Below are 14,048 nucleotides of genomic sequence, written 5' to 3'. Positions count from 1 at the left end.
CTCAACGTGAGAATCGACTGGTGCGCTCCGGACCCTTGCTGCGCAGGCTGCCGCGGGTGACGCCCAGCTGGTGGTGGATCTGCTCCTGGGACCAGACCTCCTGGGTGGCCATCCGACCCGCCAGAGCCTCGGCGTAAAGGCTGACGCGACGGTGCGTCGCAGCGGCATCCTCATCGAGAAGTTCGAGCCGGATCCTGCGCACGCCTGCCCGCAGCAGCGACGGAAGCGCTTCAACGCCCGATTGCGCCGTGCCATTGAAAAGAGTGTTCCGACAACCCAGATCAGCCCGCAGGGGATGTTCAACGCCACTGCGATCCCGCAGGGTGACGTGGTGCTTCTCACAGGGACGACCGCAATCGGTGTGGTCCTTGCCATCCGAGAGGAATGCACAGAACAGGCAATGCTCCATGTGGAACAACGGCATGTGCTGGTGCAGGGTGACCTCCAGCAGCACTGGATCAACGGCGGCGGCCAGATCCAGCAGTTGCTGAAGGTTGAGGTCGTAACTGGCCGTGAGCTGCTGCAGCGCCCAATGGTCGCGATACCAGTGGAAACTCAGGGGGTTGGCGGTGTTGAGGGAAAAGTCACCAATGCAGGGGGCCAGCGGCGTCAGCACCTCCAGCTGATCGGCATTTCGCACCAGGAAACCGTCAGGACGGGCCCGAATCAGTGGCTCAAGCGACCAGCGTTCATTCGGCCGTGTGATCCGTGCACCGGCCAGCCATACACCCTCCGGCCAGCAGCCTCGACCGATCGCCACCGCTTCCCGCAGCTCCCGAGGCTGCTCGAGATCCGCCACCACCGAGCGAATCGGCAGGTCCGTGCCGGAGAGATCCACCAAGGCCTGCAGCTGCTCCAGGCTTCGCACCAGCACCACCAAGCCTGGCTTGGTCTCGCTGAGGGGAGCGACAGCTGGTGGGCACATCTGAGCCAGCAGCTTCGTTGGGTCTGCCGTTTTGGTGGCTGCAGGGACAGGCCCTGAATCGGTGCTGCAGTCCGCTGTGGCCTCCAACTGCGCCAGCAGAGCCCTGCGCATTCGGTTCAGTTCCGCCACGGGCAGAAAAAGATCGCCCTCCAGTTCGATCTCCAAATACTGAAGCGACCAACCGGTTCCCCCCAGGCGTCCCAATTGCTGCTCAAGCCGTTCCCGGTCCAAGGGGCGCTGCGAAGCACTCTGGAGCGACATGGTGCTGCAGAGCTTCAGCTCAAATCCCTGGGGCTCCAGCACCTGCAACTCCAGCGGTGCGTCCAGCCGACCGGACACCCGCAGCGCCAGATCCCTGGACCGAACCTCCACCGTGCGACGGGCGGCACGCTGCCAACGTGACTGCCAATCGGGATCACTGGTGAGCCAAACCGAGGCGCCAGGTCTCAAGCCAGAGCCATCCACACGATCGGGCCCCAGGCGCAGCTTCCAGCGTTCGTCGCCCATCCGCTCACACGCCATGATCCGGCCACCGATCTCCCGAGGCGGCTGCAGAGGATCGGACGACAGTTGTTCCAGCACAAGGCCCTGCCCGGGATGCAGCTGTTCCCGGCTGCGCAGATGCAACCAACCACCCCGCTCCACCCGTAGCAACCGCCCCAGCAGCGGGCCCCGCTTCTTGCTCCAGCGGCCATGCACCAAACGGCGATGGTTCACCCCTTCCAGCCAGCCGGTGGAAAGGCCTCGGGAAAATGCCAGCTCAAGCTGGCGTTGCACCTGCGGCGCCGAAGCGGGGGTTTGATCCAGGCGCTGGCGATAGGCGTCGGTGACGGCAGCCACGTAGGCAGCGTCCTTCAGACGCCCCTCGATCTTGAGGCTGGCCACGCCGATGCGCTGCAACTCCGGCAGCAGCTCCCAAGCCGCCAGATCCTGGGGCGAGAGGAGATAGCGCTGGTCTTCAAGGGGGTGGGGTTGCCCATCCACCACCATTTCGTAGGGCAGGCGACAGGCCTGGGCACACTCACCTCGATTTGCACTGCGCTGCCCGAGGGATTCACTGGTCAGACATTGACCGGAATAGGCGACGCAAAGGGCGCCATGCACAAACACCTCTAACGGCATCGCAAGGTTCCGCTGAACCAGTTGTGTCTGCAGTCGCTCTAGATCACGCAGGGACAGCTCACGGGCCAGCACCACCCGCTGGCAACCAAGCGCCGCAGCCTGGGCAATCCCCGCGGCACTGGTGATCGACATCTGGGTTGAGCCATGCACACAGAGATTCGGCACCAGCCGCTGGGCCAGGCGACAGAGCCCCACGTCCTGGACGATCACCGCATCCACACCGGCTCGATCTGCAGCGATCAGCAACTGAGCCGCTGCCTCCAGTTCATCGCTGAACACCAACACGTTGAAGGTGAGGAATCCCTTCACCCCCCGCTGATGCAGCCACTGCATCACTTCAGGAAGGTCTTGCAGTCGGAAATTCTCAGCCCGCTGGCGGGCGTTGAAGGCATCAACGCCGAAATACACCGCATCGGCACCGGAGGCAGCGGCCGCCTTCATCGCAGCCCAGTCGCCGGCAGGTGACAGCAGTTCGGGAACGGTCAAGGGTCGCGCCTGGAGAACCGACTGGCCGGCTCGAACAAACGCAGCGCATCCGCATTGCCCTCGTAGCGCCAATGCCAGGGCTCGTACATCACACCCTGTTTGTTGCCCTCAGGGAAGGACAACACGAAGTGATATCTCGCCGCATGGTCCTGCAACCAGCGAAAGGCGGCGGTGTCTTGAAAGCTCTGGGAGAGGTTGGTCTCAGGGAAACGGCCATCGCCTAGATCGACGGCGTAACCCGTGCTGTGCTCGGAGTAGCCCGGTGGAGCTGACACCTGGGCTCGCTCTTCGGCGGTCTGGTTCCGTTCGGAGGCCACATCAAAGAAGATCGATTCCTGGAGGGCCAGGGAGCGGAATCCACTGAGCAGACGCAGATCGATCCCGTCAGCCAAGGCGGAACGCATCATCGTGTCGAGGGCCTCGGCGGCTTTCACATTCAGCTCGATCCCCGGTTCAAAGACGATGAGTTGATCAGCGTCAGCCTCTCCGTAGGGGAAGTGGCCCAGGAGTCGGCCATCGGCGTCAGGACGTTCGCGAAAGCCTGAAATCTCAAGGCTCTGCGTGGGCTGGCGCCGTGACAGCAGCGTGGGAACCAGCATCACCACAGCCAGGCTTCCGGCACAGACGAGAACAAGCCCGAACAGCAATCCAACTGCGCCATTTCCCTTGCGTTGACGCTGCTGCCGTGTTCGTCGAGCGACCGGAATGTCCTCCCGCTCGATGCGTCGCGCAGAGGAGGCCCGAACCAAGGCGCTGATGCGTGTTGTTTCGATCGTAAAGGCAGCAGCCAGCTCAACCCACAATGGTTGTTGTGACAGTGATAGCTTCACAAAACAATCCAGCGGAGACGGGCTGAGATGTTGCGAGTTGCGGTGATCGGCGGTGGCCCAAGTGGCTCATGTGCTGCCGAAATTCTGGCCAAGGCGGGAATTGAAACCTGGCTGTTCGAGCGCAAACTCGACAACGCCAAACCCTGTGGTGGAGCCATTCCGCTTTGCATGGTCGAAGAGTTCGACCTGCCCGACGAAATCATCGACCGCAAGGTCCGCAACATGAAGATGATCTCCCCTTCCAACCGGGAGGTGGACATCAAACTCGATCCCCTCGGTTACGACGAAAACGCCTACATCGGCATGTGCCGTCGTGAGGTGTTCGATGCCTTCCTACGCAACCGCGCCGCCGATCTGGGCACAACTCTGATCAACGGTCTGGTGCAGAAGATCGACACCGGTGCAGACCGTCAGGGCCCTTACACCATTCATTACGCCGACTACAGCGGTGGTGGCCCTACCGGTGAGCAGAAGACTCTGGCTGTGGATCTGATCATTGGTGCCGATGGCGCCAATTCCCGGGTGGCGAAAGCCATGGACGCCGGGGATTACAACGTGGCCATCGCCTTCCAGGAACGGATCAAGCTTCCTGCTGAGGAGATGACCTACTACGAAGATTTGGCTGAGATGTACGTCGGAACAGACGTCTCCCCCGACTTCTACGCCTGGGTGTTCCCCAAATACGACCACGTGGCCGTGGGAACGGGAACCATGCAGCAGAACCAGAGCCTGATCAAGGGTCTGCAAAGGGGCATTCGTGAGCGGGCCAACAAGCGTCTGTTCCAGGGCGAAGTGATCAAGGTGGAAGCCCACCCGATTCCTGAGCACCCCCGTCCGCGCCGGGTTGTTGGCCGTATGGCGCTGGTGGGCGATGCAGCGGGCTACGTCACCAAAAGCTCCGGGGAAGGCATTTATTTCGCTGCCAAGAGCGGCCGGATGTGTGCCGAAGCGATTGTGGAAATTTCCAACAACGGCGCCTCCATCCCCACCGAAAAGCAGATCAAGTCGACCTACCTCAAGCGCTGGGACCGCAAATACGGTGCCACCTATGCGGTGCTCGACATCCTGCAGCGGATCTTCTATCGCAACGACGCTGCCCGGGAAGCCTTTGTCGAGATGTGCGACGACAAGGACGTGCAGAAGCTGACGTTTGACAGCTACCTGTACAAACGGGTGGTGATGATGAACCCCTGGCAGCAAATCAAGCTCACCCTCCGCACCCTGGGCAGCCTGATCCGGGGCGAGGCTCTGGCTCCATCCGTCTACAACCCTGTTCCTTCGGCCGTTGGCCGTTCCGACGGTGATTTCCTGGCCGAGGAAGCGGCCCAGCAGATCAAGGCTCAGGCTGGCGAATCCAAGGAGGGGAACTCCAAAGGTTCCGAGTCGAAAGAAAAGGCCGGCGTCTCCTGAGGGAGGCCGGCCCTCAACAGCACTTCAACATCAATGACAATGCTGCTGGTCAGTTGCCCGACTCGATCGCCTTGCCAGCGGCATCCTTGATCCGCTCAATCCCCTGCTCAATGTTCTTGGCGGGGGATGTTTCTTTCTTGGTCGTCGACCAGACGTTGGCGGCGTAAACGGCGGCAGCAGCCAAGATCAGCGCCACAATCACGCTGCCCAGACCATTTCCTCCCTGGCGGATCACCACAGGCTGCTGGGTGGTGGTCGTCTGTTGATCAGACTGCGGCTCAAGCGGCTGGCCCCTGCTTAGCCGCAGAGGCCAGGGCTGCCTTCATTTGGATTGAATCGATTCAAATTCGGCCAAGACCGAAGCCTGATTGCGCAGGACCGCCAACAGGTTGAGGCGATTGAGCCTCAACGCGGCATCGTCGACCATCACCATCACGCTGGTGTCACCATCAAAGAAGGCCTGGAGCGCCGGGGTTGCCGCGACGAGGGCATCGGCAAGGGCCTGATAAGACCGCCGCTGAGCCAATGGCTGTAGCTGCTCGAGAGCTGCGAACAGATCCTTCTCACTGGCGGACTCGAACCGTTCGGCCTCAACCACATCGCCGGCCACAAGCTGATCGCGTGCCAGATCACCTTTTTCGGCAAGCTTCGCTGCCCGCTGCACCACCGCCTGGACGGCATCCAGCTGACCGCTGTCCCGAAGGTCACGCAACAGTTGAATCCGCTGCTTGACATCCAGGGGATCACTGAGCAGACGCTGACTGGATACAGCATCACCAGCCACAGCCTGCACCAGATCAGGCGCAAAGCCGTCGTCTTCCAGTTGAGACACGATCCGCTGCCGCATCAGCTGACAGAGGTCGTTATGCAGTTGGCTGGCATCCACCGCAAAGGCCGGGAAGAGAGCAGCCCACTCCTCCACGGCGTGGCTGAGGAAGGCCATGAGGTCTAGGCGCCAGGCCAGGCCCCAGAGAATCTGCACAACACCATTGCCGGCCCGCCGCAGGGCATAGGGGTCGGAGGATCCGGTTGGTCGCTCTCCCTTGGCAAAGATGCTGAGCAGCAGCTCGAGCCGTTCCGCCAAGGCCACAACGGCTCCCGCGGGGGTTGCGGGCAGAGCATCACCGGCTCCCCGAGGCAGATAGTGCTCCACCACAGCGAGAGCAACATCGCGGGGTTCTCCCTCCTCCAGGAGGTATTTGCCTCCCATCAGGCCCTGAAGTTCAGGGAACTCACCCACCATCTGGCTGACCAGATCGTTCTTGCAGAAATGAGCGGCACGCTGGGCCGCATCCACCACACTCTGATCCAGACCGAGTTGCTTCAACAGCAGGCCCGTGAGCCGCTCGATTCGCTCGGAGCGGTCCAGAAGACTTCCCAGGCCTTCGGCGAAGGTGACACGGTCGAGGGCTTCACGCCGGGATTCGCTGGACTGACGCCGGTCAACATCGAGGAAAAATTCGGCATCCGCCAGGCGAGCGCCAAGCACGCGTTCATTGCCGCGAACAATCAAGGACGACGCCGGGGCCAGGCCATTGCCCACCAAAAGGAACTGGGGCCGAAGCACAGCCTCAGCGGTGAGTCGGAGCGGATCAGCTTCCAGACCAGGCACCTGCAGCGGCACATAACGCTGGTGGGCCTGCATCACCGTGCTGATCACCTCCGGAGGAAGCTGCAGGAACCGCTCAGCAATGGTTCCCTCGAGAATCCTGGGGTCTTCAACCAGGTCCACCAGTTCCTCAAACAGCGACTCCGGACAGTCGGGAGTTCCGTTGGCGGCCTGTGCCGACTGGTCCAGGCTGGTGCGAATTCGTTTGGCCCGATCCGCACGATCGACAACAACGCCAGCTGCGGCAAGGGTCTCTCCAAACTGCTCCGCTGATGCGATGGAGAGGGGCTCGTCTCCATGGAGACGGTGGGCACGGCTGAAACGATCGCTGCGGACCTCAGGGTCAGCGCCGCCCAGCACCACCGGGATCACCTCTGAACCCTTCAGCGCCAGCAGCCAGCGGATGGGGCGGCTGAAGCGCTGGGCTCCGGTGCCCCAGCGCATGAAACGCCGGCCCTGCAATGCATCAATCCATTGGGGGATCAGCCCCTGGAGCAGTTCAACGCAGGCTTGACCGGGGGTGAGCACGGTTGCGAAGACACAAGGCCCCTTGGGAGTGTCACGCTGCTCAAGAGCTGAGGGATCAACCCCGCAGCGCTTGGCGAAACCGATCGCCGCTGGCCCTGGGATGCCGTCCTTAAAAGCCTGAGCCACGGGAGGGCCCTTGCGGTCTTCCTCAAGATCGGGTTGGCGGTCCTCCAGATCAGCAACGGAGACCACCAGACGCCGGGGGGTGCCGAACACCGACACCGCTCCATGGCGAAGCCTTGCCTCACGCAGATCACGGCTCACCCGTTGCTGCAGCTGGTCAAGCGCTTGCCTGACAAAATCGGCAGGAAGCTCCTCGGTGCCGATTTCCAGAAGAAAGGTTGCCGTCACGCCAAGGTCAGAGCCGGAAGCGACTGTATTGGAAGCCGTTTCGCTACGTTCAAATCAAGAAATCCTTTTCGGGGTGGGGGAAGGCTCCTTGGCAGTGGCGGAAACAGGAACTCAATCGCTGTCCAAGGCGGAGCAGCGCAAGCTGGACAGCGACCATCTACGCGACCCGTTGTTGAGCGAGCTCAGCAACGACGATGTTCGCTTCACGGAAGATGCCGTTCAACTGCTGAAGTTTCACGGCAGCTACCAACAGCACCACCGCGAACTGCGCAAGACAGACAAGGTTCGCAGCTGGCAGATGATGCTGCGGCTGCGCAGTCCGGGCGGACGCATCCCTGCCCGACTGTTCCTCGCACTCGATGATCTCTCCAACCGCCTTGGGGACGGAACTCTGCGGGCCACCACCCGTCAGGCCTTCCAGATGCACGGCATCGCCAAAGCCGACCTGAAAGAGGTGATCGGCACCATCGTTCGCAACATGGGCTCGACCCTGGCGGCCTGCGGGGACATCAACCGCAATGTGATGGCACCACCAGCTCCTTTTGAGAAAGGCGGCTATCCCGTGGCACGGCGCCTGGCCGATGAAATTGCTGATCTGCTCAGCCCCGAAGCGGCCGAGGGGGCCTATCTGGACCTCTGGGTGGATGGTGACCTGAGTTATCGCTTCAAGCCCAGCCGAGCCGTTCAGAAGGCCAGAAAGCGCCAGAGCGAGGGCGGCGTTTTTTCCGGAAGCACTGAGGAACCTCTCTACGGAGACACCTACCTACCCAGGAAATTCAAGGTGGCCGTCACCGTGCCGGGGGACAACTCTGTTGACCTGCTCACCCAGGACATCGGCCTGGTGGCCTTCACCGACCCCTCCGGCGATCTGCGGGGCTGCAACGTCTACGTGGGCGGTGGCATGGGCCGCACCCACAACAAAGAGGAGACCTTCGCCCGCACGGCCGATCCTTTGGGTTACGTCGATGCTGCCGACGTTCTGGATGTGGTTCAGGCGATCCTGGCGCTGCAACGGGATCACGGTGATCGGGAGGTGCGCAAGCACGCCCGCATGAAGTATCTGCTGCACGACAAGGGAATCCAGTGGTTCCGCGACACCCTGTGCGCGACCTACTTCAAGGGAAGCCTCAAGGGGCTGCGCAATGAGCCCAAGGCCAAACTTTTGGACTATCTCGGCTGGCATCGCCAGAAGGCAGGGATGTGGTTCGTGGGACTTCCCCTGCTCTGTGGCCGCCTGAACGGAGATCTCAAGGCAGGGCTGAGGGAGCTGGTAGAGACCTACCAGCTGGAGATTCGCCTCACCGCCAACCAAGACCTGCTGCTGTGCAACATCGGCACCTCCCAGCGAACCAGCATTCGAACCCAGCTGGAAGCCCTCGGGTTTGAGATACCTGAAGCTCCAGCACCTCTGGCCAGGCATGCCATCGCCTGCCCAGCTCTACCCACCTGCGGGCTCGCCATCACCGAATCTGAGCGCATCCTTCCGGATGTTCTGGATCGCCTCGATGCCCAGCTGCGACGGCTCGAGATTGAGAAGTCCCTGCTGGTGAGGATGACCGGCTGCCCCAACGGCTGTGCCCGCCCCTATATGGCGGAGCTGGGCTTGGTGGGCAACGGTGTTAACCAGTACCAGCTGTGGCTCGGCGGCACCCCCAATCTCCAGCGTCTGGCCCGCCCTTACCTGGAAAAACTGCCCTTGGATGATCTGGAGACAACCCTTGAACCGCTCCTCCTCAGCTGGAAAGCCGCCGGTGGACGTCGCAGCTTCGGGGACCACATCGAGAAGCTGGGTGATCAGGAAGTGAGCGCGCTGTTGACGGCCTCGGCGTAGACCGCCACAGCTGCACCTTTTCGCCAGGCCCAGAGCTGATCACCGAACGAGTAGTGCCACCACTCGTTCGGATGCTGGGCAAAGCCGGCTGCTCCCATCACTTCAGCCAGCAACTGCCGGCGTTGATGCCAGCACCGAGCTTCGGAATCCTCCCGACCGGCGTAGTGCTGCGGTTCAGACACCGCACCAATGGCATCAATCTCTCCCCCCATGGCCAGCGGCGTTCCATCGCTGCTGCTGAGGGTGAGATCAACAGCCGCACCGGTGCTGTGGGGAGGCGGGGTCGCAGGATCCCTACTGGGAGCAGCCCAGAAGCGCCCCACATCGGCTACCACCTGTTCGAAGGCGTGCCCTGAGCGCACTTCCACGCCGCGTTCACAGCAGAGTTCCACAATGCTGTGGTCCACCATGAAGGCTTGCACGGCGATCGGCCGCCAGGCATCAAAAATGCTCAAACGCAGGCGAGGATCGTGCTCGACCAGCTGCTGCTGTGCATCAAGCAGGCGCTGAACGACCCCCAGGCGCAATTGAAAGGGATTCCCCGACGTCCCATAGGGCGCCCCCAGCGCCATGTACGGGTGAGGTTCCATCCGCAATAAAGCGGGAGGCAGCGCTTGCAAAGGCTCGCCGCAATCTTCGATCGGAATCGGACTCCAGGGGCGCATCGAATCGCGGCAACGGGATGGATCAGTTCAAGGGGGTGCCACCGCTGAGGCGACGCTGCTGGGCCTCCAGGGTCTCGCGCAGCAACGGGTGCTGCTCAAGCTCAGGATCGTTGTTTAACAGCTCCTGGGCGGCTGTTCGTGCGTCCTCCAGCACAGCACCATCATCGGCAAGGCTGGCCAGGGCCAGATCAGGCAGGCCCGATTGTCGGGTTCCCAGCACCTGGCCAGGCCCCCGCAAGCGCAGATCCATCTCGGCGATCTCGAAGCCATCGGTGGAGCGCACCAGCACATCAAGACGCTGCCGGGCCAGGGGATTGGAGCTGCCATTGATCAACAGGCAATGGGAGGCAGCGGCGCCACGGCCAACGCGTCCCCGCAACTGATGCAGCTGCGCCAGGCCGAAACGTTCGGCATGGTCGATCACCATCACGCTGGCTTCGGGCACGTCCACGCCCACTTCCACCACCGTGGTCGAGACCAGCACCTGAGTCGTGCCAGCAGCGAAATCGGTCAGCACCGCCTGCTTTTCAGCACTGGAGAGACGGCCATGCAGCAAACCAACGGCCAGATCTGGGAACACCTCCGAGGCCAATTCAGCGTGAACTTCAACGGCTGAGCGAAGCTCGAGCTTTTCAGACTCGTCCACCAGAGGCAGAACGACATAGGCCCGCTGGCCCAGCTGCACCTCCTCGCGGATCAACTCATAGGCCTTCTCCCGCTTAGCGGCCGTGAGCATGCGGGTGCGGATCGGTGTTCGCCCTGGCGGCAATTCATCGATCTGGCTGACATCGAGATCCCCATGCATCGAAAGCGCCAGGGTCCGAGGGATCGGTGTTGCCGTCATGGTGAGCAGATGGGGCTGCAAGCCCTTGTTGAGCAGGCGATCCCGTTGATGCACACCGAAACGGTGCTGTTCATCCACCACCACCAGCCCCAGGCGGTTGAAAACGACAGGATCCTCGAGCAAGGCATGGGTGCCCACCAGCACCTTCAGCGAACCGTTGGCCAGGTCATCCAGCAGCTCCCGACGACGGGGCCGCGGCGTGGATCCCGTCAGCAAGGCGACGCTCACATGGAGCTGCGGCAGCCAATGACAGAGGTTGCGGTAATGCTGCTCGGCTAACACCTCCGTGGGGGCCATCAGGGCCCCCTGCCAGCCCGAGGCAATGGTGCTGAGCAACGCTGCAATGGCAACCACCGTTTTGCCCGAACCCACGTCCCCCTGCACCAGACGGGCCATGGGTTCGCTGCGCGCCAGATCGGCTTCGATCTCCTGAAACACCCGTTGTTGGGCTGCGGTAAAGCGAAAGGGGAGAAGATCCATGAACTCCCCCACCAGCCCATTGGCACTTGATTGGAGATCCAGGTCCGGGCCCGTCCGGGAGCGCAGCACCTGGCGTCGGCGCAAAAGACCGAGCTGCAGGAGCAGAAACTCATCGAACACCAGCCGGCGCCGTCCCCGATCGAGGATTTCGCGGTCCTTGGGCGCATGCAGGGTCTGCAGGGCCTCAGACAGTGCCGGCAGCTGGAATTGCCGCTGCATCGCGGCGGGGAGAGGATCAGGCCACGATGCCGCGAGGGGCAGGACCTGATCGATCAGGCTGCGGAACCGATCCGCGCCAACCCCTTCGGTGAGGGGATACACCGGGAGAAGCCGGCCGATGCTGGGGGATTTCACCGGAGACGAGGGGCTGTCCAGCACCTCAATCAACGGATCCTGAAAGGTGATGCCGTAGGGGCCGTCTTTCACCAGACCACTGACGGCCACGGTGGCACCAACGGGGTAGAGACGCTGCTGGCCTTTGAGGTAAGCCGGAGAACTGAAGCGTTTGCCCGCCAGGAAACGGCTCACCTTCAGGCGACCGGTCGGGTCCTGCAGCTGGAGCTCAATGATGGCGAGGTTGGTGTTCCGTGGGCTGACGAATCCGTTGCAACGGCGAATCGTGGCGACGATCGTGGCTGTTTCCCCCGACACAAGCGCCTCAATGCGGCGCATCGCGGAGTAATCGACATGATCACGGGGGTAATAGCGGAGCAGGTCACGCACCAGAAGTAGGCCGATCGAAGCCAGCCGTGCCGCGAATTTCGGACCCACACCACGGATCTGGGTGATGGGACTATCGAGCTGCAGTGGTGAGCTGGCACGCTGCTGGGGAGACGCCTGAACCTTCAGACGTGGCGGTGCCATCGGCGCCGAGGGTTCCAGGCGATGGCGCAGCTCATGCAGCCACTGACGGGCATCGGTGACCAAGCGACGGCGGGCCGGATCGGCGAGCTCCGGATAGTCGGCAAAACTGGAGCTGAGCTTGGACATGCGTTCACTGACCCCCCGGGGGAAGGGAACGGCCGGAGGCGCTGCGAGTTGCTGCTGCAGAAAGGCGTGAAAGCGCTGCTGGCGACCCTGCAGATTCTGAAAACCACGGTCGGCCTCCAACCCCAGCGAGCGCTGAAGGGGAAGCATCCAGGTGAGGAGCAGCGACAGCTGCTCGCTGGTCAGTCCCCGCTCAGCTGCTGCGTTGAATCCGATGGGGTCTGCCAATGGGTCCGGGCCTCACGATCCAGGGAGCGACGCTGCCAATGACGCTGCTGCTGCACCATTGTGAGCAGAGCATGGTGGTGAGCGCGCAATCGTTTGCGGCACTGACGCAGACGTGGGCTGTCGAACTCCAGGTCGTTGCTGCGTAACAGCACACAGAGCACGTCCATGCCCTGGTCGAGCTCACCGACGGCCAGAGGGAGGCGCAGGCGAAGCACGTTCGTGGCGGTTGGCTGCGTTTCGACCTGTCCCTTCAGGACAGCATCCAGAAGGCTTATGGGAAGAAGGGTCTGGGCCAGTCCTGACCGCAGCATCTGCACATTCACCGCATGGGACAGGTTGCGAAGGCGTCGCTCAAGCGCCTGATCCATGGCCTGGATCCAGTGCAACAGCGCATCCGGTTCATTCGGAAGAAAGTGGTCGTTGCCGTCCACCGAAGGATCAAGAGCGGCACCAGGATCAAGGGGCTGTTGGGCCTGCTGCATCGCATCACCGGCCAGCTCGAACAGTGAGCGGAGCACATCCAAATCACCCGAGGATTTGTTGTCTGCGGGTTCAGGGACGGGTTCTTTAACGGGATCCGGGGAAGCGGTCCTCGGGGGGGATTCAAGCGGTGAAGCCAAGCTCAACTGAATGGATCCGCTCGGTTCATCCCGTGGGAGCTCAGAGGTGGGTGGCTCGGGTTCAGGCGCACTCTCCTGGGACTGGCGACTGAGCTTCTGCAGCATGCTTCTGCTGGCATGGGCCTGCTGGCGCCGTTGCTCCTGCTGCATCTGCCCCACCAGCTGCATCAGCTGCTCAACTGTGAGCAGAACACTGCAGCGGTCGATCAGGTCTGTGACCGCTGCATGGAAATTCTGACGGGTCGACTCCGGCAGTCGACCAAAACGGGAGGGATCAACCTCACCGAGAAGATTGAACAGGGCCTGACGGGTGGCGACTTCCAGCAGTTCCCGCAGCACCTGAAGATAGAGAGCCTGCTCCCTGTACAGGGCGATGGCCCGCAGCCGGCACAACCGTTGAAGGCGTGCCAGCTGTTCTGACGGGTCGTAAGCAGGCCTGACGTCCGGGTCGGACAAGGGAATCAGCCGGCGTTCTGCATGGACGCCACTTCAGCAGCGAAATCGTTCTCTTCCACCTCGATGCCCTCGCCCAGGGTGTAACGGGTGAAGCGACGAACTTTCACGTTCTCGCCGATCTTGCCAGCGGTTTGCTTGACGAGGTCAGCAACGGTGATGGAGCTGTCCTTGATGAAGGGCTGCTCCATGAGGGCGAGTTCCTTGAGGCGCTTGCCGATACGGCCCTCAACGATCTTTTCCTTCATCTGCTCAGGCTTGCCCTCGAGATCGTCACGACCCATCTCGATCGCCTTTTCCCGCTCACGGATCTCATCGGGAATCTCGTCGGTGGTGACGTACTCAACGTTGGGGCATGCCGCCACCTGCATGGAGACATCACGCAGCAGCGACTGGAACATGTCGCCCCGGGCCACGAAGTCGGTTTCGCAGTTCACCTCAACCAGCACACCCACGCGGGCACCGGTGTGGATGTAGCTGCCGATGGCACCCTCGGCGGCGGTGCGGCCGGATTTCTTTTCAGCGCTGGCGATGCCTTTCTGGCGAAGCCACTCAACGGCCTTGTTGGCATCGCCTTCCGTGGCGGCCAGGGCCTTTTTGCAATCCATCATCCCCGCGCCGGTCTTGTCGCGCAGTTCTTTGACAAGCTTGGCGGATACGGCAGCAGCCATCGGTCGGA

At 62.3% G+C, this 14,048-nt stretch carries 10 protein-coding genes; 2 read left to right on the top strand and 8 right to left on the bottom strand.

Annotated features, from left to right (window positions below):
• Position 1 precedes the first annotated feature (1 nt).
• Positions 2-2,533, bottom strand: a complete 2,532-nt coding sequence (locus DXY02_RS09310; RefSeq protein ID WP_114989069.1) for a U32 family peptidase — start codon at positions 2,531-2,533, stop codon at positions 2-4.
• Positions 2,530-3,282, bottom strand: coding sequence for a M15 family metallopeptidase (locus DXY02_RS09305; RefSeq protein ID WP_114989204.1), 753 nt, complete (start codon positions 3,280-3,282; stop codon positions 2,530-2,532). Before DXY02_RS09305 ends, DXY02_RS09310 begins: the two co-directional genes overlap by 4 nt.
• Before the next feature lie 108 nt (positions 3,283-3,390).
• On the opposite strand from DXY02_RS09305, the gene chlP reads away from it, so the two are divergent.
• A complete protein-coding gene (gene chlP / locus DXY02_RS09300) occupies positions 3,391-4,773 on the top strand; it encodes a geranylgeranyl reductase (RefSeq protein ID WP_114989068.1) in 1,383 nt (460 codons plus the stop codon).
• A gap of 49 nt (positions 4,774-4,822) precedes the next feature.
• Here chlP and DXY02_RS09295 read toward each other — a convergent pair whose 3' ends face one another.
• Both DXY02_RS09295 and glyS read right to left on the bottom strand, forming a co-directional pair.
• Positions 4,823-5,008 carry a hypothetical protein gene (locus DXY02_RS09295; RefSeq protein WP_114989203.1) on the bottom strand — a complete coding sequence of 62 codons (186 nt, stop codon included), beginning with the start codon at positions 5,006-5,008 and terminating at the stop codon, positions 4,823-4,825.
• 87 nt (positions 5,009-5,095) lie between these two features.
• Positions 5,096-7,261: a glycine--tRNA ligase subunit beta gene (gene glyS / locus DXY02_RS09290; protein WP_114989067.1), complete on the bottom strand. Its 2,166-nt coding sequence runs from the start codon at positions 7,259-7,261 to the stop codon at positions 5,096-5,098.
• 88 nt (positions 7,262-7,349) lie between these two features.
• Here glyS and DXY02_RS09285 point away from each other — a divergent pair, with 88 nt between their 5' ends.
• Complete coding sequence (locus DXY02_RS09285; protein ID WP_114989202.1) at positions 7,350-9,092, top strand: NADPH-dependent assimilatory sulfite reductase hemoprotein subunit; 1,743 nt, start codon at positions 7,350-7,352, stop codon at positions 9,090-9,092.
• Here the strand turns inward: DXY02_RS09285 and DXY02_RS09280 are convergent.
• The 4 genes from DXY02_RS09280 to tsf are packed head-to-tail and all read right to left on the bottom strand — an operon-like array spanning position 9,056 to position 14,040.
• Entirely contained in the window at positions 9,056-9,757 is a 702-nt protein-coding gene (locus DXY02_RS09280) for a M15 family metallopeptidase (protein WP_114989066.1), read from the bottom strand. The two genes, DXY02_RS09285 and DXY02_RS09280, sit on opposite strands and share 37 nt — an antisense overlap.
• A 22-nt stretch (positions 9,758-9,779) precedes the next feature.
• The gene (recG, locus tag DXY02_RS09275) at positions 9,780-12,296 is read right to left on the bottom strand and encodes an ATP-dependent DNA helicase RecG (RefSeq protein WP_114989065.1); all 2,517 of its coding nucleotides are present in this window, start codon (positions 12,294-12,296) and stop codon (positions 9,780-9,782) included.
• Entirely contained in the window at positions 12,251-13,372 is a 1,122-nt protein-coding gene (locus DXY02_RS09270) for a hypothetical protein (protein ID WP_114989201.1), read from the bottom strand. Before DXY02_RS09270 ends, recG begins: the two co-directional genes overlap by 46 nt.
• A 5-nt stretch (positions 13,373-13,377) precedes the next feature.
• A complete protein-coding gene (gene tsf / locus DXY02_RS09265) occupies positions 13,378-14,040 on the bottom strand; it encodes a translation elongation factor Ts (protein ID WP_038555235.1) in 663 nt (220 codons plus the stop codon).
• Positions 14,041-14,048: the final 8 nt, after the last annotated feature.

This window comes from Synechococcus sp. N19, assembly GCF_900474045.1.
Lineage (GTDB): Bacteria > Cyanobacteriota > Cyanobacteriia > PCC-6307 > Cyanobiaceae > Parasynechococcus.
Note: the sequence above shows the minus strand (reverse complement) of the source record. Positions and strands in the feature narration are given on the sequence as shown.